The 21870-nt window shown below is 72.4% G+C and carries 24 protein-coding genes; 10 read left to right on the top strand and 14 right to left on the bottom strand.

The window, feature by feature from the left end; translation table 11 throughout:
- Positions 1 to 9 precede the first annotated feature (9 nt).
- The 3 genes from ACWEVS_RS08055 to ACWEVS_RS08045 are packed head-to-tail and all read left to right on the top strand — an operon-like array spanning position 10 to position 2506.
- Positions 10 to 942 carry an ABC transporter ATP-binding protein gene (locus ACWEVS_RS08055; RefSeq protein ID WP_449922309.1) on the top strand — a complete coding sequence of 311 codons (933 nt, stop codon included), beginning with the start codon at positions 10 to 12 and terminating at the stop codon, positions 940 to 942.
- Entirely contained in the window at positions 942 to 1700 is a 759-nt protein-coding gene (locus tag ACWEVS_RS08050) for an ABC transporter permease (RefSeq protein ID WP_449922307.1), read from the top strand. Before ACWEVS_RS08055 ends, ACWEVS_RS08050 begins: the two co-directional genes overlap by 1 nt.
- Positions 1701 to 1702: 2 nt before the next feature.
- Positions 1703 to 2506 (top strand): ABC transporter permease, encoded by an 804-nt coding sequence (locus ACWEVS_RS08045; protein ID WP_354918504.1) that lies wholly within the window; start codon positions 1703 to 1705, stop codon positions 2504 to 2506.
- On the opposite strand, the gene ACWEVS_RS08040 is transcribed toward ACWEVS_RS08045, so the two are convergent.
- Together ACWEVS_RS08040 and ACWEVS_RS08035 are read right to left on the bottom strand one after the other, a co-directional pair.
- Positions 2485 to 2802 carry a DUF952 domain-containing protein gene (locus ACWEVS_RS08040; protein ID WP_354918507.1) on the bottom strand — a complete coding sequence of 106 codons (318 nt, stop codon included), beginning with the start codon at positions 2800 to 2802 and terminating at the stop codon, positions 2485 to 2487. The genes ACWEVS_RS08045 and ACWEVS_RS08040 overlap by 22 nt on opposite strands.
- On the bottom strand, positions 2799 to 3815 hold the full coding sequence (locus ACWEVS_RS08035; protein ID WP_449922303.1) for an aminotransferase class V-fold PLP-dependent enzyme: 1017 nt from the start codon (positions 3813 to 3815) through the stop codon (positions 2799 to 2801). The genes ACWEVS_RS08040 and ACWEVS_RS08035 overlap by 4 nt, the downstream gene beginning before the upstream one ends.
- A 140-nt stretch (positions 3816 to 3955) precedes the next feature.
- Between ACWEVS_RS08035 and ACWEVS_RS08030 the strand changes: the two genes are divergently transcribed.
- On the top strand, positions 3956 to 4519 hold the full coding sequence (locus tag ACWEVS_RS08030; protein ID WP_354918513.1) for a GNAT family N-acetyltransferase: 564 nt from the start codon (positions 3956 to 3958) through the stop codon (positions 4517 to 4519).
- A gap of 1001 nt (positions 4520 to 5520) precedes the next feature.
- Positions 5521 to 6153, top strand: coding sequence for a class I SAM-dependent methyltransferase (locus tag ACWEVS_RS08025; RefSeq protein WP_449922301.1), 633 nt, complete (start codon positions 5521 to 5523; stop codon positions 6151 to 6153).
- Positions 6154 to 6475: 322 nt separating this feature from the next.
- Here the strand turns inward: ACWEVS_RS08025 and ACWEVS_RS08020 are convergent, their stop codons facing one another.
- The 3 genes from ACWEVS_RS08020 to ACWEVS_RS08010 are packed head-to-tail and all read right to left on the bottom strand — an operon-like array spanning position 6476 to position 8015.
- Entirely contained in the window at positions 6476 to 6901 is a 426-nt protein-coding gene (locus tag ACWEVS_RS08020; RefSeq protein WP_452550522.1) for an arsenate reductase ArsC, read from the bottom strand.
- Positions 6898 to 7638 (bottom strand): aquaporin, encoded by a 741-nt coding sequence (locus ACWEVS_RS08015; RefSeq protein ID WP_452550521.1) that lies wholly within the window; start codon positions 7636 to 7638, stop codon positions 6898 to 6900. The genes ACWEVS_RS08020 and ACWEVS_RS08015 overlap by 4 nt, the downstream gene beginning before the upstream one ends.
- A complete protein-coding gene (locus ACWEVS_RS08010) occupies positions 7635 to 8015 on the bottom strand; it encodes a metalloregulator ArsR/SmtB family transcription factor (RefSeq protein ID WP_452550519.1) in 381 nt (126 codons plus the stop codon). The genes ACWEVS_RS08015 and ACWEVS_RS08010 overlap by 4 nt, the downstream gene beginning before the upstream one ends.
- Positions 8016 to 8105: 90 nt before the next feature.
- On the opposite strand from ACWEVS_RS08010, the gene ACWEVS_RS08005 reads away from it, so the two are divergent.
- The gene (locus ACWEVS_RS08005; RefSeq protein WP_449922291.1) at positions 8106 to 8609 is read left to right on the top strand and encodes an ArsI/CadI family heavy metal resistance metalloenzyme; all 504 of its coding nucleotides are present in this window, start codon (positions 8106 to 8108) and stop codon (positions 8607 to 8609) included.
- Positions 8610 to 8785: 176 nt separating this feature from the next.
- Here the strand turns inward: ACWEVS_RS08005 and ACWEVS_RS08000 are convergent, their stop codons facing one another.
- Both ACWEVS_RS08000 and ACWEVS_RS07995 read right to left on the bottom strand, forming a co-directional pair.
- Positions 8786 to 10345, bottom strand: a complete 1560-nt coding sequence (locus ACWEVS_RS08000; RefSeq protein ID WP_452550517.1) for an OmpA family protein — start codon at positions 10343 to 10345, stop codon at positions 8786 to 8788.
- A gap of 59 nt (positions 10346 to 10404) precedes the next feature.
- On the bottom strand, positions 10405 to 10821 hold the full coding sequence (locus tag ACWEVS_RS07995; protein WP_452550515.1) for a RidA family protein: 417 nt from the start codon (positions 10819 to 10821) through the stop codon (positions 10405 to 10407).
- Between the two features lie 148 nt (positions 10822 to 10969).
- On the opposite strand from ACWEVS_RS07995, the gene ACWEVS_RS07990 reads away from it, so the two are divergent.
- Complete coding sequence (locus ACWEVS_RS07990; RefSeq protein ID WP_354918524.1) at positions 10970 to 11404, top strand: MarR family winged helix-turn-helix transcriptional regulator; 435 nt, start codon at positions 10970 to 10972, stop codon at positions 11402 to 11404.
- A gap of 123 nt (positions 11405 to 11527) precedes the next feature.
- On the opposite strand, the gene ACWEVS_RS07985 is transcribed toward ACWEVS_RS07990, so the two are convergent.
- A complete protein-coding gene (locus ACWEVS_RS07985; protein WP_452415328.1) occupies positions 11528 to 12469 on the bottom strand; it encodes a GNAT family N-acetyltransferase in 942 nt (313 codons plus the stop codon).
- An 82-nt stretch (positions 12470 to 12551) separates the two neighbouring features.
- Complete coding sequence (locus tag ACWEVS_RS07980) at positions 12552 to 13598, bottom strand: methyltransferase domain-containing protein (RefSeq protein WP_452550513.1); 1047 nt, start codon at positions 13596 to 13598, stop codon at positions 12552 to 12554.
- A gap of 151 nt (positions 13599 to 13749) precedes the next feature.
- On the opposite strand from ACWEVS_RS07980, the gene ACWEVS_RS07975 reads away from it, so the two are divergent.
- Positions 13750 to 16731, top strand: a complete 2982-nt coding sequence (locus tag ACWEVS_RS07975) for a BTAD domain-containing putative transcriptional regulator (protein WP_452550511.1) — start codon at positions 13750 to 13752, stop codon at positions 16729 to 16731.
- Here the strand turns inward: ACWEVS_RS07975 and ACWEVS_RS07970 are convergent.
- The 3 genes from ACWEVS_RS07970 to ACWEVS_RS07960 form a co-directional block, all read right to left on the bottom strand.
- Positions 16718 to 17452 carry a PIG-L deacetylase family protein gene (locus ACWEVS_RS07970; protein WP_452550509.1) on the bottom strand — a complete coding sequence of 245 codons (735 nt, stop codon included), beginning with the start codon at positions 17450 to 17452 and terminating at the stop codon, positions 16718 to 16720. The genes ACWEVS_RS07975 and ACWEVS_RS07970 overlap by 14 nt on opposite strands.
- On the bottom strand, positions 17449 to 18630 hold the full coding sequence (locus tag ACWEVS_RS07965) for an MFS transporter (RefSeq protein ID WP_452550508.1): 1182 nt from the start codon (positions 18628 to 18630) through the stop codon (positions 17449 to 17451). The genes ACWEVS_RS07970 and ACWEVS_RS07965 overlap by 4 nt, the downstream gene beginning before the upstream one ends.
- Before the next feature lie 150 nt (positions 18631 to 18780).
- Positions 18781 to 19716: an NmrA/HSCARG family protein gene (locus ACWEVS_RS07960; protein WP_452550506.1), complete on the bottom strand. Its 936-nt coding sequence runs from the start codon at positions 19714 to 19716 to the stop codon at positions 18781 to 18783.
- Between the two features lie 128 nt (positions 19717 to 19844).
- Between ACWEVS_RS07960 and ACWEVS_RS07955 the strand changes: the two genes are divergently transcribed.
- Together ACWEVS_RS07955 and ACWEVS_RS07950 are read left to right on the top strand one after the other, a co-directional pair.
- On the top strand, positions 19845 to 20432 hold the full coding sequence (locus ACWEVS_RS07955; RefSeq protein WP_452550504.1) for a TetR/AcrR family transcriptional regulator: 588 nt from the start codon (positions 19845 to 19847) through the stop codon (positions 20430 to 20432).
- A gap of 114 nt (positions 20433 to 20546) precedes the next feature.
- Positions 20547 to 20702: a hypothetical protein gene (locus ACWEVS_RS07950; RefSeq protein WP_452550502.1), complete on the top strand. Its 156-nt coding sequence runs from the start codon at positions 20547 to 20549 to the stop codon at positions 20700 to 20702.
- Between the two features lie 12 nt (positions 20703 to 20714).
- On the opposite strand, the gene ACWEVS_RS07945 is transcribed toward ACWEVS_RS07950, so the two are convergent.
- Positions 20715 to 21392: a TetR/AcrR family transcriptional regulator gene (locus ACWEVS_RS07945; RefSeq protein WP_452550500.1), complete on the bottom strand. Its 678-nt coding sequence runs from the start codon at positions 21390 to 21392 to the stop codon at positions 20715 to 20717.
- Positions 21389 to 21712 (bottom strand): DMT family transporter, encoded by a 324-nt coding sequence (locus ACWEVS_RS07940; RefSeq protein WP_354918551.1) that lies wholly within the window; start codon positions 21710 to 21712, stop codon positions 21389 to 21391. Before ACWEVS_RS07940 ends, ACWEVS_RS07945 begins: the two co-directional genes overlap by 4 nt.
- Positions 21713 to 21870 lie beyond the last annotated feature (158 nt).

Raw genomic sequence — 21870 nt, 5'->3', positions numbered from 1 at the left:
TGCGGGCTCGTGGCTGCTCTTCATCCTCTTATCTACGCGCGCGGGCTGGTCAAGCGGTTCGGTGACTTCACCGCGGTGGACGGCATCGATCTGGAGGTGGCGCCCGGCGAGGCGTTCGGGTTCCTGGGGCCCAATGGGGCCGGCAAGTCGTCGACGATGCGGATGATCTCGTGTGTGTCGATGCCGTCGGCCGGTGAGTTGCGGATCCTGGGGATGGATCCGGTGCGGGAGGGGCCGGCGATCAGGGCGCGGCTGGGTGTGTGCCCGCAGTTGGACAATCTCGATCCCGATCTGACGGTGCGGGAGAACCTGACGACGTATGCGCGTTACTTCGGGTTGTCGCGGGCGCAGGCGCGGGAGCGGGCGGCGGAGATGCTGGAGTTCGCGCAGTTGACGGAGAAGGCGTCGAGCAAGGTGGAGCCGCTGTCGGGTGGGATGAAGCGGCGGTTGACGATCGCGCGGGCGTTGGTGAACGAGCCTGATCTGGTGTTGCTGGACGAGCCGACGACGGGGCTGGATCCGCAGGCGCGGCATCTGCTGTGGGAGCGGTTGTTCCGGTTGAAGCAGCGTGGGGTGACGTTGGTGTTGACGACGCACTACATGGACGAGGCCGAGCAGTTGTGTGATCGGCTGGTGGTGATGGACGGCGGGCGGATCGTGGCCGAGGGGTCGCCGCGGTCGCTGATCGAGACGTATTCGTCGCCCGAGGTGGTGGAGTTGCGGTTCGGGGGTGCGCCGCTGCGGGGGTTCACGGAGCGGTTGTCGGGGGTGGGTGATCGGGTGGATGTGCTGCCTGATCGGATCCTGCTGTATGCCAAGGACGGGGACGAGGCGGTGGCGGAGGTGCATCGCAGGGGGTTGGCGCCCTCCAGCGTGCTGGTGCGGCGTTCGTCGCTGGAGGATGTGTTCCTGCACCTGACCGGCCGGACGTTGGTGGACTGATGGCGCATCCGACGGTGGCGGTGCTGGAGCGGCATCTGACGCTGTACAGGCGGTTGTGGCGGGCGTCGTTGTTCTCGTCGTTCCTGTTGCCGCTGTTGTTCCTGGCGAGCATCGGGCTGGGTGTCGGCGGTTATGTCGGCACGGTGGGTGGCGTGCCGTACGTGGAGTGGATCGTGCCGGGGGTGTTGGCCTCGACGGCGTTCCAGATGGCGGTCGGTGAGTGCACCTACAGCGTGATGGGTGAGTTCAAGTGGACGCGGGGTGCGCACGCGATGTTCGCCACGCGGGTGTCGGCGTGGGACATGGTGCGCGGGTGGATGCTCTACATCGTGTTCCGGGTGCTGATCGCGGCCGTGGTGTTTCTGGTCGTGGTGGGTGCGTTCGGGGCGTTGGCGTCGGTGTGGTCGGTGGCGACGGTGCCGGTGGTGGCTTTGCTGGCGGTCGCGGTGGCGGCGCCGGTGACGGCGTTCGCGGCGTCGATCGATCATGACAGTTACTTCGCGTTGCTGTTTCGGTTCGTCATGATTCCCTCGACGTTGTTCGCGGGGGTGTTCTTTCCGGTGGAGCAGTTGCCGGCGCTGGTGCGGTTGGTGGCGTATGCGTCGCCGTTGTGGCATGCGGTGGAGTTGTGCCGGGCGGCGACGCTGGGTGCCGCTCCCCCGTGGCCGGTGTGGGCGCACGTGGGTTATCTGCTGGTGTTGTGTGTGGCGGGGTTGTATTGGGCGGCCGTCGCCTACCGTAAGCGACTTCAGGACTGATCATGGTGACCTTGGTGGTGGCCCGGCGGGTGTCGGCGGGGCGGGTCGGTGCGGTGGTGGGCCGCAATGTGGGGGCGTTGCGGAGCGGGGCCTCGTACTGGCTGGTGCTGGTGTCGGGGTTTTTCGAGCCGTTGCTGTACCTGCTGTCGATCGGGATCGGTGTGGGTGCGCTGGTGGGGCGGATTCCGCTGGGTGATGGGCGGGTGGTGTCCTATGCGGTGTTCGTGGCTCCGGCGATGCTGGCGGCGTCGGCGATGAACGGTGCGCTGGCCGAGACGACGTTCAACTTCTTCTTCAAGATGAAGTACGCCAAGACGTTCGAGGCGATCCTGGCGACGCCGGTGCGGCCGATCGAGGTGGCGCTGGGTGAGCTGACGTGGGCGATGATGCGCAGTGCGTTCTATACGGCGGCGTTCTTGCTGGTGATGGCGGTGATGGGGTTGGCCGAGCCGTGGTGGGCGCTGGCGGCTTTTCCTGCGACGATGCTGGTGGGGGTGGCGTTCGGGGCTGCGGGGATGGCGGTGTCGACGTTCTTGCGGGGGTGGCAGGACTTCGATCTGATGACGGCGGCGCAGTTCTCGTTGTTCCTGTTCTCGGGGACGTTCGCGCCGGTGGGGGGTTATCCGCCGGTGCTGGCGGCGGTGGTGGAGGTGACGCCGCTGTATCACGCGGTGGAGTTGGTGCGGGGTCTGGCGTTGGGGCGGCTGGAGTGGGCGCTGGCGGGGCACGCGCTGTATCTGGTGGTGCTGGCGGGGGTCGGGTTGTGGGTGGCGTCGCGGCGGATTCAGCGGGTGTTGTGTTCGTGAACGGCGGTCACTGAGCTGGTGGGCAGGGGGCCGTACAGGTGGGGGAAGGTCTCGTCGGTTCCGGGTGGGGTTTCGTAGCGGATGTCGAGGCCGGTGGGGTCGATCTCCAGGAGGAGGAGCGGCTCGGTGACGTCGGCGTAGAAGCGGTCGGTGACGGTTCGGGCTTGGCGGCGGTCGGCGCTGAGGTGGATGAAGCCTTCCTGGTCGAGGGTGCGGCCGCGGGTGGAGATGCGGTATTCGCCGCTTTGCTGGGCGTGGTGCCAGTCGGTGGCGTAGGCGATGTGCAGCACGGTCATGCCAGGGCCTCCAGGGCGAGGTCGACGTCGAGTTCGGTGGTGTAGAGGTGGAAGCTGGCGCGTAGTTTTCCGGCGCGTACGGCCATGCGGACGCCTGCGCGCTCGAGGCGTTGGGGGGTGTCGGGGTGGGGGCTGTCGAGGGAGACGATGGCGCTGTCGCCGGGCGGTTGGCCGAGGCCGGTGCGGAAGCGGTTGGCCATGGCGAGGTTGTGCCGGTGGATGTCGTGGATGTCGAGCTGGTTGAGCAGGTCGAGGGTGGGGGCGGCGGCGACGTAGGAGAACCAGGCCGGTGACAGGTCGAAGGCGCGGGCGTCCGGGTGGTGGGTGAGCGGCATGCCGTACATGCTGGTGCCGGAGTACCAGTTGGCGGCGGTGGGTGTCATGCGTTCGCGCAGGCGGGGTGACAGGTAGCCGAAGGCGGCGCCGCGGGGGCACATGAGCCATTTGTAGGCGGCGCAGACGAGGGCGTCGAGGCCGTCGGTGGTGAGGGGTAGCCAGCCGCAGGCTTGACTGGCGTCGGCGATGACGAGGGTGTCGTGGGCGCGGGCGGCCTGGATGATGTCGTCGAGGGGGGCGAGCTTGCCGGTGGCCGACTGGACGAGGCTGAAGGCGACGGCGGTGGTGTCGGGGGTGATGGCGTCGGCCAGCCGGTCGGGTGGTGCGGTGTCGACGTGGGCGGCGATGGCCCACGGGTAGACGTTGCTGGTGAATTCGATGTCGGGGATGAGGACGCGGGCGCCTGGTGGGAGGGCGGTGGCGAGTTGGGAGATGATCTGGGAGGCGGTGGAGCTGACGGTGATGTCGGCGGTGGGGGCGCCGATGAGGGTGGCGAAGGCGGCGCGGGAGTGGGTGACCTGGTCGTCCCAGGGTTGCCAGTCGGTGCTGCCGTGGCGCCATTGGGTGAGTGCGGTCTGGAGCTGGTCGTAGGCGGGGGTGGGCGGCAGGCCGTAGCTGGCGGTGTTGAGCCAGCCAGGGGTGGGTTGCCAGAGTTTGCGGGCGGCGTCGAGGTGCATGCGGGTCAGCTTAGGTGGCGCGGGTGTGCGGGCCTGTGGGGAGGGCGGCTGTGGGGGGTCGGCCGGGAGCTGGTGTCGCCGGTTCTGCCGCAGATGGAAATTGTGTCGCTTTCGGGGGGTGTGGTTTCTAGACTGCGGGCGTGCTCACGCCTTCTTTTCCGATCGTGACGGATCGGCTGTCGTTGCGTCCTTTCACCCGTGATGATCTCGCGGCTGTTCATGCATGGGAGCGGTTGCCCGAGGTGGCGCGGTTCCTGTACTGGGAGGCGCGGGATCTTGAGGGTTCGCGCGAGATGCTGGACCAGCGGGTGAGGCGGGTGGCGTTGCGGGAGGAGGGCGATCTGCTCGACCTTGCCGTGACGTTGCGGGAGTCGGGGCAGGTGATCGGGCAGGCGCTGCTGATCTGGACCAGCCGGCAGCACGAGCAGGGTGAGATCGGGTACGTGCTGCACCCTGACTACCACGGCAAGGGGTATGCGCCGGAGGCGAGCAGGGAGATGCTGCGGCTGGGGTTCGAGGAGCTGGGGCTGCATCGGATCGTGGGGCGGCTGGATGGCCGCAATACGGCTTCGGCGCGGGTGCTGGAGAAGCTGGGGATGCGGCGTGAGGCGCACCTGGTGGAGAACGAGCTGGTCAAGGGCGAGTGGACCGATGAGGTCGTGTACGCGATGTTGGGCTCGGAGTGGGCCGGCCGGTCGCGGTAGCGGGGCCGCCTGTTCCTAGCGGGTCGCCTCTTCATCGGATGATGCGGGAGATCTGCGCCCCTACGGTCAGCCTGTGACCGAGCAGCTGGTGGTGCGCCACCGGCAGCGCGTCGAGCATCGTCGGTGCGACTGCGACTGCGACTGCGACTGCGACTGCGACTGCGACTGCGACTGCGACTGCGACTGCGACTGCGACCGCGACCGCGGATTGGGAGGGGTGCAGGGTGCGGCATGCGGAGATCGCTGCGCTGTGCGGCGCGGAGGCGCGCTGCGCTGCTGTCGAGTGTGGGCTCGTGAAGGCGGCGTGTGATCTGGACGCATGCGGGCCGTGCTGGGTGAGGACCGTCTGAACGCTCTGCGGCGCCTTTTGCGACGGTCAGGTGTGGGGGTTCGCGCGGGGCGGGCAGGCAGGTGCCGCACTCCCCCGGCGATCCAGCGAGGGATTCCGTTTCGCCGTGGCTCCGGCATGCAGCGTGGCGCCGTGGCTCCGGCGAGGGATTCCGTGGCGCCGTGGCGCAGGGTCGCTGTAGCGCAGGCAGGGCGCAGCGCCGCGCTGGGCGGCCGGGCTGCGTGGCCGGGCTTAGGAAGAGATGCGTTCTGGGGTCGGCGAGGGCGGATCGGCCCCTGGACAAACTGCAAGGCGTCGACTCTGGCGCTCTTGTCCAGCGGGTGCGCCGGAAGCGTGCTGAGCGGGATCAGCCATCAGCTCGGCGAGTCGCCGGCGTCCGGCGCGTGAGGGCGGCGCCGCGGACGGCGGATCGGTTCCTGGCGGGGTTGTAGAGCGTCGGCTGCCGGCGGCGCGCATCGGCGAAGTCGGCGCAGAAGGAGACCTTCACCGTCGCAGCAGGAGTCGCAGAACCTCTACGCCGCGCAGATGTAATCGACGCGGGGCTCGGCTCCACCGACCTGCTCTACGACGCCGGCGGCAGCCTCGCGTTGTCCTCGCGCCTGGTGATCGCGGTGGGTAGGGTCGAGGAACTGGGAGAAGGGCTGGTGCCGTGGTGGCTGACTCCGATACGCGCAACGTCCGGTTACGTACGTTCTGGGACCGCCAGGCCCCGGCCTACGACCGGAAGATGGCCTTCGCTGAACGCCGGTTCTTCGGCGACACCCGCGCGTGGCTCTGCCGGCAGGCGTCCGGCGAGGTGCTGGAGGTCGCGATCGGTACCGGCCTGAACCTCGGGCACTATCCGGGCGGGGTGCGGCTGACCGGTGTGGAGTGGAGCGAGGCGATGCTCGCGGTGGCCAGGCGTCGTGCCGGGGTGCTAGGCGTGCCGGCCGATCTGCGGCAGGCCGACGCGCAGGCGCTGCCCTTCCCCGACGCGTTTTTCGACACGGTGGTCTGCACGTTCGCGCTGTGTGCGATCCCCGACGAGTCGCGGGCGCTCGCCGAGATGGAGCGTGTGCTGCGGCCGGGCGGCCTGCTGCTCCTGGCCGACCACGTCGCCTCCTCGTCGTGGCCGATCCGGGTGCTGCAGGCGGCGGCCGACCTGGTGAGCGTTCCGTTGCAGGGTGAGCACTTCCGCCGCCGGCCGCTGCCGCTGGTCCAGGCCATGGGGCTGGCCGTGGAACGGCACGACCGTTTCAAACTCGGCATGATCGAGCGGTTCGCCGCCCGTAAGCCCGTCGCCTGACGACGACCGGCCCCGCCCCGCCCCGTCTTCGGCGTCGCACGCGCTGAACCTTCAGCGTGCGCCCGGGCCAGGGCGCCCGTCGTGGGACGAGGTCGCCGCACGTTGCCGAGCCTACCGACCGAGTACCCGGCTGTCGGGGTCGAGGGCGAGCAGGCGGTGGGCGGGGAGCTTGGCGGCGTCGAACTCGGTCCAGGTAGGGGCTTGGGTTTCGAGGTGGCGTGACCGGTGTCGATCCCGGCCTGGTAGATGGCCGGCACCTGGTCGGCGTAGTCGGGAAGCGTCGGCCCGATCCGAACCCCGGCGGCCGTCGTGTGGGGATTGGTCATGTGGTCGTGGGGACGCCGAGTTCGGCGAGCAGGCGGCGGACCCGGCGTTCAATCTCGTCCCTGATGGGCCGGACGGCGTCGACGCCCTGCCCGGCGGGGTCGTCGAGGACCCAGTCGAGGTAGCGCTTGCCGGGGAAGAACGGGCAGGCGTCGCCGCAGCCCATGGTGATGACGACGTCGGCGGCCTCGACGGCGTCTGCGGTCAGAACCTTGGGAGTCTCGGCGGAGATGTCGATCCCCACCTCGCGCATCGCCTGGACGACGGCGGGGTTCACGGTGTCGGCGGGGGCGGATCCGGCGGACCGGACCTGGACGGCGTTCCCGGCGAGGTGGGTGAGGAACGCTGCGGCCATCTGGGAGCGGCCGGCGTTGTGGACGCACACGAACAGTACCGAAGGGGCTGCGGCTGGCGGGGTGGTCATGGGGTGGGAACGCTTCCTTGCTCGGCGGGGGCGGGCAGCGGCACGGCGGGTGCCGAGGGGGTGAGCGGTCCGAAGGTGAGAACCATGAGGCCGACGCCGAGGACGGCTCCGGCGAGCTGGGCGGCGACGAACGCCGGGACGCCGGCGGGGGCGATTCCGGCGAAGGTGTCGGTGAACGCGCGCCCCAGGGTGACGGCGGGGTTGGCGAAGCTGGTGGAGGCGGTGAACCAGTAGGCGGCGCCGATGTAGGAGGTGACCGCGACGGGCGCCAGGTGGGCGCGGCGGGTGCGGGCGAGGCCGCCGGTCAGCCAGATCAGCCCGGCGGTAGCCACGACCTCCGACAGCCACAGGTGCGGGGCGGAGCGGTCGTGCGTCGACCAGGCGATGAGGGGCTGGTCGAACATCGCGTCGGCCAGGATCGCGCCGCCGATCGCTCCGGCGGTCTGCGCGGCGATGTAGGCGGCGGCCTCGCGGAGGGTCGGGCCGTCGCCGGTGCGGCGCCCGGACCACCAGGCGACCAGGGTGACGGCGGGGTTGAAATGCGCGCCCGACACCGGGCTGAGCAGCACGATCAGGACGCCGAGCCCGAACATGGTGGCCAGGGAGTTGGCCAGGAGTTGGAGGCCGACGTCGTGCGTCAGAGCGGTGGCCTGGATGCCGGAGCCGACGACGACCGCGACCAGCACGGCCGTGCCGAGCGCCTCGGCGACCGTGCGGCGGGCCGGCGAGACGCTCACGCCGAGACCGTCGCGACGGCCTCGGGGGTCTGGAGCAGCGCCGACAGGCGTTCCAGGGCATGCGGGAGCACCCAGTAGTACACCCAGGTGCCGCGCCGTTCCGACCCCACGAGCCCGGCCTCACGTAGCACCTTCAGGTGGTGGGAGATCGTCGGCTGGGACACCTCGAACGGGCCGGTCAGATCGCACACGCACGCCTCCCCTCCCGCGTGCGAGGCGATCAGGGACAGCAGTCGTAGCCGGATCGGGTCGGCGAGGGCCTTGAACATCTTGGCCAGCTCGACGGCGTCGGTCTCCCCGAGAGGCTCACGCGCCATCGGCGCGCAGCACGCCGCGTCGTCCTGGTCGATGACCGGCAAACCACTCTGATTCGACATGTCTCTATGTTGACAGATGTCTAATCAGGATGGCAATCTCCGCTGTATCGACAGACGTCGAAACAGTCTCATTGTGAGGAGGGACTCGTCATGTCCCGTGTCCAGCTCGCCCTACGCGTCGCCGACCTGGAGGACTCGATCGCCTTCTACTCCAAGCTGTTCAGCGCCGAACCCGCCAAGATCCGCGACGGGTACGCCAACTTCGCGATCACCGAGCCGCCGCTCAAGCTCGTCCTCATCGAAGGCGAGGCCGGCGAGGCGACCCGCCTGGACCACCTCGGGGTCGAGGTCGCCACCACCGCCGAGGTCACCGCCGCGGCCACCCGCCTGGCCGAGGCCGGGCTGGTGACGTTCGAGGAGAACGACACCTCCTGCTGCTACGCCCTCCAGGACAAAGTGTGGGTCACCGGCCCCGGCGCCGAGCCGTGGGAGGTCTACACGGTCAAGGCCGACGCCGACAACCTCGGCAAGAGCGCCGGCGGTGCCCCGCAGGCCTGCTGTACCAGCACCACCGCTCCGGCCGACGCCACCGTCGGTGCCGCGGCGCGGACCTCGGCCGAGGGCGGCTGCGTGTGCGGCCCGTCCGCGCCCTGACCGGACGAACGAGCTCCGGCAACCCGATCAACGGGACACCGGGGCTCGATGCTTCATCAATTCGAACCTGGATCCGGCCACGCGACAGCGGCCACGGGCGCCACTGACACGAAGACCCTACGTTGGGGCTGGGGACGCCTTCGGGAGCGGAGGGCCGGGTCGCGTGGGTGGGGCGTTCACCGGACGGGGACCTGGAGGTCGCGGAAGGAAGCGATCTTGACGTTGAGGGTCCTGGTGTCCGGGAGGGCGAACAGGCTCCAGAACTCGCGGGTCTGGCCGGGAGCGAACTTCTCGGTGGCGAGGCGGACGCCGGAGACGTCGGTGCAGGCGCAGTAGGAGTCCACGCCGTTGTCGGTGGGGACCTGGAGGCGGCCTGGCAGGTACTGGCGGCGGGCGGTGGCGTCGGTCAGGCGGACGTTGCTGGCAGCCTGGTACTTGTAGGACTCCCAGTCCGAGGCGTGGTGGAGTTCGTTGAACCACGCCTCGGCCGAGCCCTCGTTGGTGACCTTGTAGGTCAGCAGGCCCAGGCCGCCGTCCAGGCGGCGCAGGCCGGTGATCTCCATGGCGATGGGCTGGCCTGCCGCCTTGCCCGTGGCGGTCAGGTCCGCGTCGGGGCCGAGGGTGGAGACGACCTCGGCGGCGGGGTCGGCGGGTTTCGGCTGCGGCTTGGCGAAGGTCACCGTCACGCGGCGGTTGCGGCGCTTGCCCTCGTCGGTGTCGTTGCCGTACAGCGGGCGGCGGGAGCCGTATCCCTTGGCCTGGAAGCGGATGCCGTTCCTGGTGAGACGGCCGGACAGGGCGCGCTGCACCGCCTGGGCGCGGCGCAGTGACAGGGGGTCGTTGATGGCGTTGTTGCCGGAGGAGTCGGCGTGGCCGTCCACCTTCACCACGGTGGTGGGTGAGGAGTCGATCAGCTTGGCCGTGCGGGCCAGGACGGCCTTGGCCCGCGGGGTCAAGATCGCTTTGTCCACCGCGAACAGCACGTCGGAGGAGAGGTTGACCTGGAGGTCGGTGCCGTCGTCCGCGGTCTCCTCCGACTTGTCCAGCGACTCCGACGGCAGGATGACGCGGCGTGTGACAGGGGTGACGGGTTCGGCCTCGGGGTCGGGGAAGTCGCCTGCCGGTGGGGCGTCGCTGATGGGGACGTCCGGCATCGGCGCACCCACGGGGGTGACGACGGTGGTCGTGGCGGGATCACCCGCCGGGGCGGGGGTGACCGCGTAGACGGTGATCGATTGACCGGGGTCGATGAAATGGCCGAGGTCGTCGCGGTCCTGGTCGCTGCACAGGCACGGGGAGCCGGCGGGCTTGTACGGCAGGATCCAGGTACGGGATCGGGCGTCGAGGACGCCGATCCCCGAGGCCCATTTCATCTCGCCGAGCGGGCGGGTCTGGTCGCCCATGTCGGCGGCCCAGGGCAGGTCCTCGGTGCCGGTGTTGGACAGGCGGATCTGTACGACCAGGTGTTTGCCCTTGACGCGGTTGAGCCCGACCACCTCGACCTTCATGGCCGCGTTCTCGGTGCTGGTGGTCTCCGCCAGGGCCGGGCGGGTGTCCTGGCTTGACGGTGTCGCCGTGGCGGCCGGGGCGCTGGTGGCCGGGGTCGCCGCCGGTGGGGCCGCGGTGGGCGGGGCGCTGTCTGGTGGTGGCGGTGCGGCCTCGCGCGGCGGCAGGGCTCCGCACCCGGTGGCGGTGAGGGTGAGGGCGGTGGCGAGGGCCAGGATGCGGTGCGGCATGGCGGAGATTGTGCCATGTCCGAAATATCTCCCGGGTCGCTTCCGGGGAGCGGCCGCCATCAGTCGCGTCCACCGGCCAGAACGGCGACGGCCTCCACCTCGACGAGCTGGTGGTTGTAGCCGAGCACGGTGACCCCGAGCAGGGTGCTGGGCACGTCGTGGTCGCCCATGTACTCCCGGTACACCTGCCAGGTCCGCCCCAGGTCGTCCTGCCGGGACGAGGCCACGTACACCGTCGTCTTGACCACATCGGTCAGCGAGGCGCCCGCCCCTTCCAGCGCGGTCACCAGATTGCGCATCACCTGATGGGCCTGGCCCGCGTAGTCGCCGATCGCGACGGTCTGGCCGTCGCGGTCGAGGGGGCAGGCGCCGGCCACCCAGATGGACCGCACGGGCGCGTCGGCGACCGCGGCGTAGGCGTACTCCACGGTCGAGGCGAGCTGGTCGTTGCGAATCAATCGGACGCCTGTCGTCATGGCATGCTCCTCAAAGGTGAAAGTCGGTGCGGCCGGTTCGGTGGGTGGCCGCGGCTTGGCCGGCGGCCCGCGAAGAGGCTGCGAATTCGTAGACGTCCGCATATAATCTACATGTGCTTATTTTCTGTCAACGAGTTTTCCCGGCCGCATGACAGAGCGCCGCGACCTCGCCGCCATGCTGCAGCCTCTGGTGCGGTCGCTGATCGCCGCCGAACTGCCGGTGCTGAAGGCGCACGGGATCTCCATGTGGGGCTACGCCGTCCTGAGCGCGCTCGACGACAGCGCGGTGCGCACCCAGGCCGCCCTCGCCGACTCGATCGGCGCCGACAGGACCCGCATCATCAGCACGCTCGACAGACTCCAGGAGTCGGGGCTGATCTCCCGCACCCCGGACCCCCGCGACCGCCGCGCGAGAGTGCTGGCCATCACCGAGGACGGCCGCGGCGTCCGCAGGTCCGTGCAGGCCGGCATTCACGCCAACGAGGACCGCGTGCTCGCCCGCCTGCCCGCCGCCGACCGTCAGGCCTTCCTGCGCTGCGTGCGGACGCTGTCGGAGCTGTCCCGCGAGGACGTCACCGGCTGAGCAGCCACCGGCGACCCGTGGTCCCGCCGGGCCCGGCCTCCCCCGGTCCGGTCAGGCCCGCTCCGGTACGGCCGGGGCCGCTGGTGCCGGGCCCGGGGCGGGCCGTGGCTCATGCCGTCCAGCTCATGCCGTCCAGCTCATGAGGTGGAAGCGGCGGGTGACCCGGTAGCCGGCCTTGGCGTACAGGTTGGCGGCCGGGCTGTCGGCGCCGGTCCACAGGAACCAGGAGGAGTGCAGGCCTTCGGCGCGCATCCTGGTCATGGCGAGGTGGAGCAGGATCGTGCCCAGGCCGGTGCCGCGCTCGCCGGGGTCCACGCCGAAGGGCCCGAACCGCTCGGGGATGCCGCGGTAGGCGCCGTAGAGGGCGAATCCGGCGAGCCGGTCGCGCCGGGTGGCGATGACCATGCGGGTGGTGTCCCTGTGATGGCGGATCGCCTCGCCCCAGTCGGGGTTGAACGTCTCGGCCGCGAACCTGATCAGCTGGGGCAGCCGGCCGTCGGTGGGGTCGCCGAAGCGGTACCCCTGGCTCTGGCGGGCGGCGCGCAGCCGGTGCACCTCGGGCGGGGTGTGGTAGCCGACCAGGGTGCGGTCCATGGCGACCGGGGTGGACCGGGTGGTGAACCCCAGGCTGGTCAGCAGGCCGAGCGCGGCGGGATACAGGTCGGGGTCGGCGCCGGGCAGGACGTAGTGGGGCGTGTATGAGGCGAAGTCGATGCGGGTCCGCCCGGCGGCCCGCAGGAAGTCCAGTGCTTGGGTGAGCAGCCGCCGGCCGAGCCCGTGGCCGCGGTGTGCGGGGGCGACGAAGAAGAACGGGATCCAGCCGGTCTGCGGTTGCAGGTCGGTGCCGGGGGCCGGCGGGATGAGCCGGCGTACGGCGTAGGCGCATCCCACGACGTTCCCGCCGGACACGGCCACACGCAGGCCGTCGGGGTCGAAGTTGGGGTCGAGCAGCACGCAGTCGCGAAACCACGCCGCGGTCGTCGGGTCGGCCGGGAGGCTGTGGTTCCAGGATTCGATCAGGGAGCGCTCGTCTCCGGGGGCGAACGCGCGGACTGTGATCGTCATGCCGACGAGCTTGGCGACGGGCGGGGGCGCGGATCAAGAGGGCGGCGGCCGAACCGGGGGCGCGACCGCCGCCCCGCCGTCGTTACGGCCTGATCTCGTACACCAGGTTGAAGGGGGTCTGCGCGGCCCTGCGGAAGCGGGTGAAGCCCGCCTGTTCGGCCAGCTCGCGGACGGCGCCCTCCCCCGCCTGGGCGCCCAGGGCGTAGCCGCCCGGCTGGGAAAGGCCGTTGGGCACGCACAGGAAGGTGGAGGCGCTGTAGTACAGCCGGCCCACGGGGGTGAAGTTGTCCTCGAGCTTGTCGCAGGCGTACGGCTCGACCAGCAGCCACGTGCCGTCGGCGGCCAGCGCCTGCCGTACCCGCCGGGCGGCGCCGAGCGGGTCGCCCATGTCGTGCAGGCAGTCCAGCGTCGTCACCAGGTCGTAGCCGGCGCCGCTGAAGGTCTGCGCGGTGGCCACCTCGAACTCCACCCGGCCGGCCAGGCCGGCCTCGGCGGCCCGCTCGCGGGCCAGCGTGATCGACTCGGTGTGGTAGTCGGAGCCGGTGACCGTGATGCGCGGGTAGGCCTCGGCCAGCAGGATCGACGACGAGCCGAGCCCGCAGCCGACGTCGGCCACCCGGGCGCCGGCGGCCAGCTTGGCCTCGACTCCCTCCAGGGCGGGGATCCAGCTCGGGATGAGCTCGGCGACGTAACCGGGCCGGAAGAAGGCGTCACATCCGACGAACACGTCCTGGTCGTGCTCGTGCCAGCCGAGGCCCGCCCCGGTGCGGAACGCCTCGGTGATGCGCGGTTCGGCGCGCAGCATTCCCAGCGATATCAGGAAGGCCGCCGGCGCGTTCGGGCCGTTCGGGTCGGCCAGGCAGTAGGCCTGCTCCTCGCTGAGGCGGAACTGTCCGGTCCGTGGTTCGTAGTCGACGTATCCGCCGGCGGCCTGGCCGCGCAGCCACTCGGTGAGGTAGCGCGGGTGGCAGCCGGTGCGCTCGGCGAACCGCTCGGGCGTGGCGGGCCCCTCGGCCAGCGCGCGGTACAGGCCGAGCCGCTGGCCGACCACGACCGAGCCGGCGGCGTCGGTGGCCGCCAGGTCGGACACGATCCGGCCCATGAACGCCGTCACCTTGTCGTGGTTCATCCCTGGTCTCCTTCCCGGCGGGCCGGCTGGTGCCGGCCTGTGAGGAAAGGTTCGGCGCGGGGGCTGTCACGGCGTTCGCACGGGCTATCTTCGTGCTAACAGGCTGAGATCTGTCCTGGTCGCGGGGGTATGCCGGCCGTGGGGAGGTGCCATGTCAGTCCGGTGCGCGCCGCTGGTGCGGGTGGAGGTGCTCGGGCCGCTGCGGCTCCTGGTCGACGGCGCCCTCGTGAAGGTTCCCGGGCCGAAGCGGCGGGCGGTGCTGGCGCTGCTGGCCCTGGCCGAGGGCCGTATCGTGACGACCGATCGCCTGGTCGACGCGCTGTGGCCGGCGCAGGTGCCCGAGTCGGGGCGTCAGGCCCTGCACAACCACATCTCCCGGCTGCGGGCTCACCTCGGCCCGGCGGCGGTCCGGCTCGAGACGCGGCAGGATGGTTACCGGCTCGACCTCGGGCCCGACGAGCTGGACGTGGCGCAGGCGCGGCGGCTGCTGGCCGCGGCGCGTGCGACGGCGCGCCAGGACGCGGCCGCGGCGCTGGAGCTGCTGCGGCGGGCGCACGGGCTGTGGCGGGGGGCGCCGCTGGCCGACCTGACGGGGGTGGTGCCCATCGCCACCGCGGTCGAGGAGTACGCGCAGCTGCAGCGCGAGGTGAGCGACGCGCTGGTCGCCGCCGCGGTCGCCGCCGGGCAGGCCGACGGCGTGCTGGGTCTGGCCGCCGCCTGCTCGGCCGCCGACCCGCTGCGCGAGCCCGGCGTTCTGCTGCTCATGCGGGCGCTGGCGGCCACCGGGCAGGCGCCGCAGGCGCTGCGCGCCGGCCGGGAGTACCGGCACCGGCTCGTCGAGGAGACCGGTCTGGACCCCACGCCCGCGCTGGACGAGCTCGAGCGGGAGATCGCCGGCGGGCAGGCCGCCTGCTCGCCGCCCGGCCGGTCCGAGGCGCCGGCCGGGCCGGCCACTGCGCTGATCGGCCGCGAACGGCAGGTGGCGGCGCTGCGCCGGCTGCTGGCCGGCGAGCGGCTGGTCACCCTGGTAGGGCCCGGCGGCGTCGGCAAGACCCGGGTCGCCCTCGAGGTGGCCCGGCAGAACGGCGCGGCCACGGTGCTGCCGCTGGCGCCGCTCACCGACCCGGCCGCGCTGCCACACGCGCTGGCGGCGGCCCTGAACCTGCAGGTCGTCCAGGGCGATGTGCTGTCGGCCTGCCTGGCGCTGCTGGGTGACCGTCCCGGCCTGCTGGTGATCGACAACTGCGAGCACCTGCTCGACGGCGTCCGGGACCTGGCCGATGTGATCCTGTCGTGCTGTCCGGGCCTGTCGGTGCTGGCCACCAGCCGCGAACCGCTCGGGCTGGCGGCCGAGTACGCCGAACGGCTGGCGCCGCTCGCGCTGCCCAGCCCCGGCGAGGATCCCGCGCGGGCCGCGTCGGTGGCGCTGTTCGTGGAGCGGGCCGGCCGGGTGCGTCCCGGGCCGCCGCCGTCGCCGGCCGAGCTGGGTACGGTCGCCGAGATCGTGTGCCGGCTCGACGGGATGCCGCTGGCCATCGAGCTGGCCGCCGGCCGGCTGTCCACCTTCTCCCTCACCGATCTGCGTGACCGCCTCGACCGCTCGCTCGACCTGCTGGGCGGCGGCAGGCCCAGCGCCGACTCCCGGCACCGGACGCTGCGGGCGACCATCGAATGGTCCTACCAGCTGCTCACGCCCGACGAGCGGCGGCTGTTCCGGCAGCTGTCGGTCTTCGCCGACGGCGTCGACCTCGAGACCGCCGAACGGCTGGCCGCCGAGCTCGGCCTGGACAGCGATCCGGGAAGCGTGCTGGCCCGCCTCGTCGACGCCTCCATGATCGAGGCCTGTTTCGGCGGCGGCACCCGGTACCGCATGCTGGAGACGCTGCGGGCCTTCGGGCTGGACCGGCTGGCGGCCGCCGGCGAGCAGGAGGCGGCCGCCGGGCGCATGCTGCGGTGGGCGGTCGAGCTGACCGCGTGGATCAGCGCCGCCATGACCACCGAGCGGGAGCCGAAGGCCGACGCCGTCCTGCGCCGCGAGATGGCGAACCTGCGGGCCGCCTGGCGGCTGGCCCGCAGCAGCGGGTCCGTGGACGAGGCCGCGGCGATGGTGGTGGCGCTGTTCGACGCGATCGCCTACCGCGATCTGCTGGAGATCCTGGACTGGGCCGAGGAACTGGCCGAGGAACTGGCCGGTGATCCGGCGCTGGCCGCGCACCCGCGTGCCGGGGCCGTGCTCGGCACGGCGGCCGAGGCGGCCTACCATCGCGGTGACTACCGCCGGGCCGACCGGCTGGCCCGCGCCGGGCTGGAGAAGGCGGCCCGCGGCACCGGGTCGTGGCACTGCCTGGTGGCGCTGTCGGCGGCCGACCTGGCGCGCGGCGCCTACGACGAGGTCGTCGAGCACGCGCTGGCCGCGGCGGTCCTGGCCGACCGGCAGCTGGAGAGCTTCGGGATCGCGGCGCTGGCCAGAGCGTACGCGGGTGACCTGGAGCAGGCGCGCAGGCTCAGGGAGCGGCAGCGGCACGGCGGCGCGGGATCGCCCACGATGGCCTCCTGGGGCGCCTACGTCACCGGGGAGATCGAGAGCAGGGCCGGCCACAGCGAGCCGGCCGAGTGGCACTACCTTCGCGCGATCGAGCTGGCCCGCGCCTCGGGCGCGACCTTCCTGGTCGGTGTCGCCACCGTCGGGCTGCTGTCGGTGCGCGCCGGCGCCGGCCGCGTCCACGAGGCGCTGGGCGGCTACCGCGAGGTCATCGCCTATTTCGCCCGCAACGGCAACTGGACGCACCTGTGGGTCACCCTGCGCAACCTCGCCGGGCTGCTGCGCCGGCTCGGCGACGACGAGCCGGCCGCGCTGATCGAGGCCGCGGCCGAGCAGGCTCCCGACGCTCCGGCGGGAAGCGGCAGTCGCGGCGCCGAACCGCTGCCCGGCGCCCCCGCCGGAAGCCGTCCTTCCGGCGCCGTCCCCACCGGGGACGGCCCCACCGGCGGCCCCACCGGCGGCCCCACCGGAGGCGGCCGTCGCGACGGCGACACGCATGCCTGGGCGGCCGGGGCGCCGCCGGTGCCCAACCGGGTCGCCGTTCTGGAGGTGGCGCGGCAGGCGATCGAGCGGAACCTCACCCGCTCATGAGACTCCGCTCGACGAACGCCTCGTCGCTCACCCACGCCGTGTAGAGATCGACGCCCAGGCCGGCGATGAGCCCGGCGGTCTGGCTCTCCTGCGCCGCCAGGGCGCGGACCTTGCGGGCCGCGGTCGCCGGGTCCAGCACGAGGTCGACGGCCAGCCGGTGGGCGGGCGTCATGATCGGGTGTCCCGGCGGGAAGACGCCCAGGCTCTGGTTCAGCGCGCTCCAGCGCGGTGCCCGCCGTTCGGAGAAGGTGGCGTACAGCAGCCGCGCCCCCGGCGGGGCGGCGCGGTCGAAGGCCGCGCTCGCCCAGGCCGAGACCGCCCGATGGTCGGGGTGGCCGGTGATGCCGTTCGGGCCGAAGGTCAGCACGGTGTCGGGGCCTACCTGTTCGATCAGCTCGCACAGCGGCGCGACCGCCTCCGGTTCGGGAACCGCCGCGCAGTGACCGTCGCGGTGGTCGAGCCAGTGATGTTCGGCGACGCCGAGGATGCGCAGGCAGCGTGCCAGCTCGCCGGTGCGGGCGGCGGCCAGCCGGGGCGGCGGCCAGTCCACGTGGGCGGTGCCGCGCTCGCCGCGGGTGGCGGTCACGCACACCACGCGCGACCCGTTGTCGCGTGCCATCGCCATCAGCCCGCCGGACAGGTAGGCCTCGTCGTCCGGGTGCGCCCAGATCCCCAGGACGGTGCCCAGCCCGGCGACGACGGCCGCAGAAGAGTCGATCATGATGTGCCGGCCTTTCTGGTGTGGATCTTGTGGAGGGCCAGCGCCGCGGCCAGGCACGCCACGGCCGGCAGCCACAGGCGGCCGGCGCCGGCCGTATCGACGAGGAGGCCGCCGAGCAGCGCGCCGGTGGCCGACCCGAGGTGGACCGCGCAGCTGTTGAGGGCCAGCGGCAACGGCGCGGGCCCGTCGCCCAGGCCGATCAGGCGGTGCTGCTGGGCGGGGACGAAAGCCCAGGCCGCGATCCCCCACCCGGCTGTGACGGCCAGCGCCCCGGCCGGTACGGCCGCGACGTGCGCGAGCGCCGCGAACATGACCGCCAGAGCGGTGAGCGCCGGCACGACGACCCGGCCGGCGCCGCTGCGGTCGGCCGCGCTGCCGCCCCACCACACCCCTGCCAGGCCGCCGATGCCGAACGCCGCGACGGCCGCCCCGAGCTGTCCGGGCGCGGCCGCCAGCAGCGACGGCAGGTAGGTGTACATGCCGAAGGAGGCGGTCATCACCAGGAAGGTCACGCCGAGCGCCCCGGCCACGGCCGGCGAACGCAGCGGGCTCAGCCGCTCGCGCAGCGTCGCGCGTGCCGGCGGGGCGGACCCGGCCGGGGTCAGCAGCAGAGCGCCGACGGTGACCGCCGCGAGCACGGCGACCAGCCCGAACGCGGCCCGCCACGACAGCGCCGCGGCCAGCGTCACACCCAGCGGGGCGCCCGCCACCATCGCCGCCGACGTGCCGGCCAGGATCACCCCCAGTGCGCGCCCTCGGTGCGCGGCGGGGACGGCGGCCACGGCCGCCGCGCCGGCGGCAGGCACGTAGACCGACGCGGCGAGCGCGGCCGGCACCCTGACGGCCAGCAGCGCGGGGAAGGCCGGTGCCGCCGCCGCCAGCACGCTCAGCGTCCCGAACAGCGCCATCGAGCCGACCAGCACCCGCCGTGGGGGCCGCCCTCCCAGCAGGGCGCTGAGCAGCACCGCGCCGATCGCGTACGCCAGCGCGAACACCGTCACCGTCAACCCCGCGGTGCCGATCGTGACGTCGAGGTCGTGGGCGATCCCGGCGAGGAGGCCGGCCACGACGAACATGTCGGTTCCGATCGCGAACGTGCCGGCGGCGAGCGCCGCGACCGGGAGCCAGCGCCGCTGCCGCCCGGGTGTGCGGGTCGTCCGGTCCAGGACCGTTGCCATCTCATCACCTCCGTGGTCCTGCTTGCGATGCTCGGAGCACGGCCTGGCACGGCACTACCGCGGCGCTGACACGGCGATAACACGGCGATAACACGGCGCTAACACGGCCCTGATGCAGGCCCGCGGCGAGAGATGCCCGGCGCCGGCCGCTCACTGGTGCCGCGGCGCGGGGTCCTCGCCGGCCAGGAAGCGCGTGATCTGGGCCGCTCCGGTTCTGGCCAGCCAGGTGCGCAGGTCCATCAGGCCGGGGTGCAGCGCGCGGGTGAAGGCGACGTCGGCGCGGTAGCCGCGTTCGTTGAGCCAGGTGTAGGCGTAGGCGAACTCCTCGCCGATCTGCGCGATCACCCCGATCGGGATCTGGACGTACGGCAGCCGCCGCCCGACGGCCTCGGAGACGGCCGCGGCGAGCCGTACCGGGGTCAGCTCGTCCCCTGCCAGGTCCACCGCCCGGCCGATCCAGTCGTGCGGGTGGGCGAAGGCCATGGCGGCGAAGACGCCGACATCGTCGACGGCCATGATCTGCTGCGGCACGTCGGCCGCGAACGGGGCGGTCACGCTGCCGTCGCGCAGGTGGTAGCCGCCGGTGTAGTTCTCCATGAACGAGACCGGGCGCAGGAAGGTGGCGGGCAGGCCGAGGCGGGCGATGTGCTGTTCGACGCGCCACTTGCTCACCACGTTCTGGGGCAGCTTCTCGGTGTTGTGGCGGCCCGCTCCGGCGACCGAGGCGTACACCAGGTGCCGGACGCCGGCGGCCTGTGCCGCGTCGGCGACGTTGCGGCCCCAGCGGACCTCGTCCTCGGTGGAGAAGCCGGCCGGGGTGCCCGGGGAGCCGACGGTGGGCTGCACGCCGAACAGGCCGTGCGCGCCGTCGGCCGCGGCGATGAGGGAGGCGACGTCGTTCATCTCGGCGGTCACGAGGTCGGCGCCCGCCGCCGCGAGCGCCCTGGCGCGGGCGCCTTCCGGGTCGCGGGTCACCGCGCGTACCCGCCAGCCGTCGGCCAGCAGGTGCGTCGTCACGGTACGGCCCTGCAGGCCGGTCGCCCCCACCACCACGATGGTGTTGTCCGAGGGGTTCACAGTGTTCACAGTGTTCACGTTGTGGCTCCAGAAGGTGGGCATGCTGAGGCCGCCCCATTAAGTGGGGCGTCCCTCCGGTTATAGTCGGGCTAGAATATGGAGGGCCACCCCGTTTCTGCAAGCCCCCAGGAGAACCGATGCCGTCCGAGCGGCCGATGCGCGCCGACGCGCGCCGTAACTACGACCGCCTGCTCGCCGCCGCCGCCGCGGTCGTCGCCGAACAGGGAGCCGAGGCGTCGCTGGAGGAGATCGCCCGGCGCGCGGGCGTCGGCTCGGCCACCCTGCACCGGCACTTCCCCTCCCGCCGGCGGCTGCTGGAGGCTGTCTTCCGCGACAAGGTCGAGACCCTGTGCTCCGCCGCCACCGACCTGGCCGGCGCCCCCGACCCCGAACAGGCGCTGGTCAGCTGGCTCGGCGCCGTGGCCGCGCACGCCGTGTCCAACCGGGGCCTGGCCGCCTCACTGATGGGCGGCGCCGACGACGGCGATCCCCTCGTGGGAGCCACCTGCCACACGATGATCGTCGAGGCCGGACAGGGCCTGCTGGCCAGGGCCCGGCAGGCGCACGCCGTACGGTCCGACGTCTCGATCGTCGAGCTGCTCACCCTCGTCCACGCCATCTCCCTGGCCGCCGAGCAGCAACCCGACGGCGCGGCCCTGGCCGACCGGCTGCTCACCCTCGTTCTGGACGGCGTGCGCCCCCGGCCGGAAGGCCCGCCTCGCTGATGGCGCCGCAGGGTGAGTATCGGCTCCCCGGCGAGGCGTGACGCTCACCGGCCACCCGCCGCGACGGACCGGAGAAGGATCTCGGCGGCCAGCCGCCAAGCCGGCCCTGGGGAGGTGCGAGCCGCCCGCGGGGTGGGCGACTTCACCGGCCGGGCCCGCGAGCTGGGGCCGCTGGGTGAGCCGGTGGGCAAGGCCGCACCCGACCGCGTGCGAGGGGTGCCGAAGGAGTTCGCCGTCGAACGCTCCCGGTCACCGCGAGGATCGTCGTGAATGCCTGGCGGCTCAGCCGATGGCTCGCAGGGCCAGGTCGAGCAGGGCGCGGGCGTCGCCGGCCGGGCGCTGCTCGACCACGTGTTCCAGCCACAGCGCCGAGACGGTGGTGTAGAGCAGCCGCACGCGGGCGTCGGAGGCGGGCAGGCCGAGCGCGTCGGCGATGACGGCCACGCAGCCGTCGGTCCAGCGGCGGGCGATCTGTTGCAGGACGGGATCGCGTCCGGCGTGCACGTACAGCTCCCACAGCGCCAGCTGGCGCATGCGGTCGGCCGCGACGACCTCGTCGAGGACGGCTCGCGGCCCGTGGTCGGCCACCCATCGGCGGGTGGCGGCCAGCTCGACGTCGACGAGCCGGCCGAACGCCTCGGCCAGCAGCTGGTCGCGGGAGGCGAAGTAGTAGGTGGTGGCCGCCAGCGGGAGCTCGGCCCGCTGGGCGACGGCGCGATGGGTCACCGCGGCGAAACCGCCCTCGGTGAGCAGGTCGACGGCCGCCTCCAGCAGCGCGGCCCGGCGCTTTCGGGCGCGCGTCTGCTGCGGCCGGCCGGCCGCCTCAGGCATGTCCCGCTGCGCGGTCCGCGCAGGCCGTTCCGGCCGCTCGGGCCCCTGGGGCTCCTCGGGCTGTTCCGGCTGCTCGGGCCGCTCGGGCCGCTCGGCCGGTACGGCGGGCCCGGCCGCCCGCCCCGTCAATGGGCACCGGCCAGGTTGAGCACGACCACCCCGCCGATGATCAGCAGGATCCCCGCGACCTTGGCCAGGGTGAGACTCTCCCCCAGGAACGCGGCGCCGATGAGCGCGATGGCGGCGGTGCCCACACCGGACCAGACGGCATAGGCGGTTCCGACATCCATGTGCGCCTTCAGCACCTGGGCCAGCAGGACGAACGAGGCGACGTATCCGGCGACGACGACCAGGCTCCAGCCGAGATGGCTGAAACCGTTACTGAGTTTGAGCGCGGACGTCGCCACGACCTCTGTCGCGATCGCGCCGAAGAGCAGCAGCCAGGCCATGGGTGACCCTCCCGCGAAAACTGGTACGACCGTACCAGTTTAGCTGGTGGCCTGCCACGACGCCTAGGAGCTGTTTCTTAGATCTCCTGACGGTGAGCGCTGGTCTTGTCACTCTTGGCATATGGGTCGTGGTGATCTGACGAACGCCGAGTGGGCAC

The sequence above is a fragment of the Nonomuraea sp. NPDC003754 genome (assembly GCF_053605785.1).
This window is presented reverse-complemented; position numbering and strand designations above follow the sequence as displayed.

Excerpts from the sequence above, each read along its gene's own strand:
- ACWEVS_RS08050 (WP_449922307.1), top strand. The coding sequence starts at position 942 with ATGGCGCATCCGACGGTGGCGGTGCTGGAGCGGCATCTGACGCTGTAC.
- ACWEVS_RS08045 (WP_354918504.1), top strand. The coding sequence starts at position 1,703 with ATGGTGACCTTGGTGGTGGCCCGGCGGGTGTCGGCGGGGCGGGTCGGT.
- ACWEVS_RS08040 (WP_354918507.1), bottom strand. The coding sequence starts at position 2,802 with ATGACCGTGCTGCACATCGCCTACGCCACCGACTGGCACCACGCCCAG.
- ACWEVS_RS08035 (WP_449922303.1), bottom strand. The coding sequence starts at position 3,815 with ATGCACCTCGACGCCGCCCGCAAACTCTGGCAACCCACCCCTGGCTGG.
- ACWEVS_RS08020 (WP_452550522.1), bottom strand. The coding sequence starts at position 6,901 with ATGACCACCCCGCCAGCCGCAGCCCCTTCGGTACTGTTCGTGTGCGTC.
- ACWEVS_RS08010 (WP_452550519.1), bottom strand. The coding sequence starts at position 8,015 with ATGTCGAATCAGAGTGGTTTGCCGGTCATCGACCAGGACGACGCGGCG.
- ACWEVS_RS08005 (WP_449922291.1), top strand. The coding sequence starts at position 8,106 with ATGTCCCGTGTCCAGCTCGCCCTACGCGTCGCCGACCTGGAGGACTCG.
- ACWEVS_RS08000 (WP_452550517.1), bottom strand. The coding sequence starts at position 10,345 with ATGCCGCACCGCATCCTGGCCCTCGCCACCGCCCTCACCCTCACCGCC.
- ACWEVS_RS07995 (WP_452550515.1), bottom strand. The coding sequence starts at position 10,821 with ATGACGACAGGCGTCCGATTGATTCGCAACGACCAGCTCGCCTCGACC.
- ACWEVS_RS07990 (WP_354918524.1), top strand. The coding sequence starts at position 10,970 with ATGACAGAGCGCCGCGACCTCGCCGCCATGCTGCAGCCTCTGGTGCGG.
- ACWEVS_RS07985 (WP_452415328.1), bottom strand. The coding sequence starts at position 12,469 with ATGACGATCACAGTCCGCGCGTTCGCCCCCGGAGACGAGCGCTCCCTG.
- ACWEVS_RS07980 (WP_452550513.1), bottom strand. The coding sequence starts at position 13,598 with ATGAACCACGACAAGGTGACGGCGTTCATGGGCCGGATCGTGTCCGAC.
- ACWEVS_RS07975 (WP_452550511.1), top strand. The coding sequence starts at position 13,750 with ATGTCAGTCCGGTGCGCGCCGCTGGTGCGGGTGGAGGTGCTCGGGCCG.
- ACWEVS_RS07970 (WP_452550509.1), bottom strand. The coding sequence starts at position 17,452 with ATGATCGACTCTTCTGCGGCCGTCGTCGCCGGGCTGGGCACCGTCCTG.
- ACWEVS_RS07965 (WP_452550508.1), bottom strand. The coding sequence starts at position 18,630 with ATGGCAACGGTCCTGGACCGGACGACCCGCACACCCGGGCGGCAGCGG.
- ACWEVS_RS07955 (WP_452550504.1), top strand. The coding sequence starts at position 19,845 with ATGCCGTCCGAGCGGCCGATGCGCGCCGACGCGCGCCGTAACTACGAC.
- ACWEVS_RS07940 (WP_354918551.1), bottom strand. The coding sequence starts at position 21,712 with ATGGCCTGGCTGCTGCTCTTCGGCGCGATCGCGACAGAGGTCGTGGCG.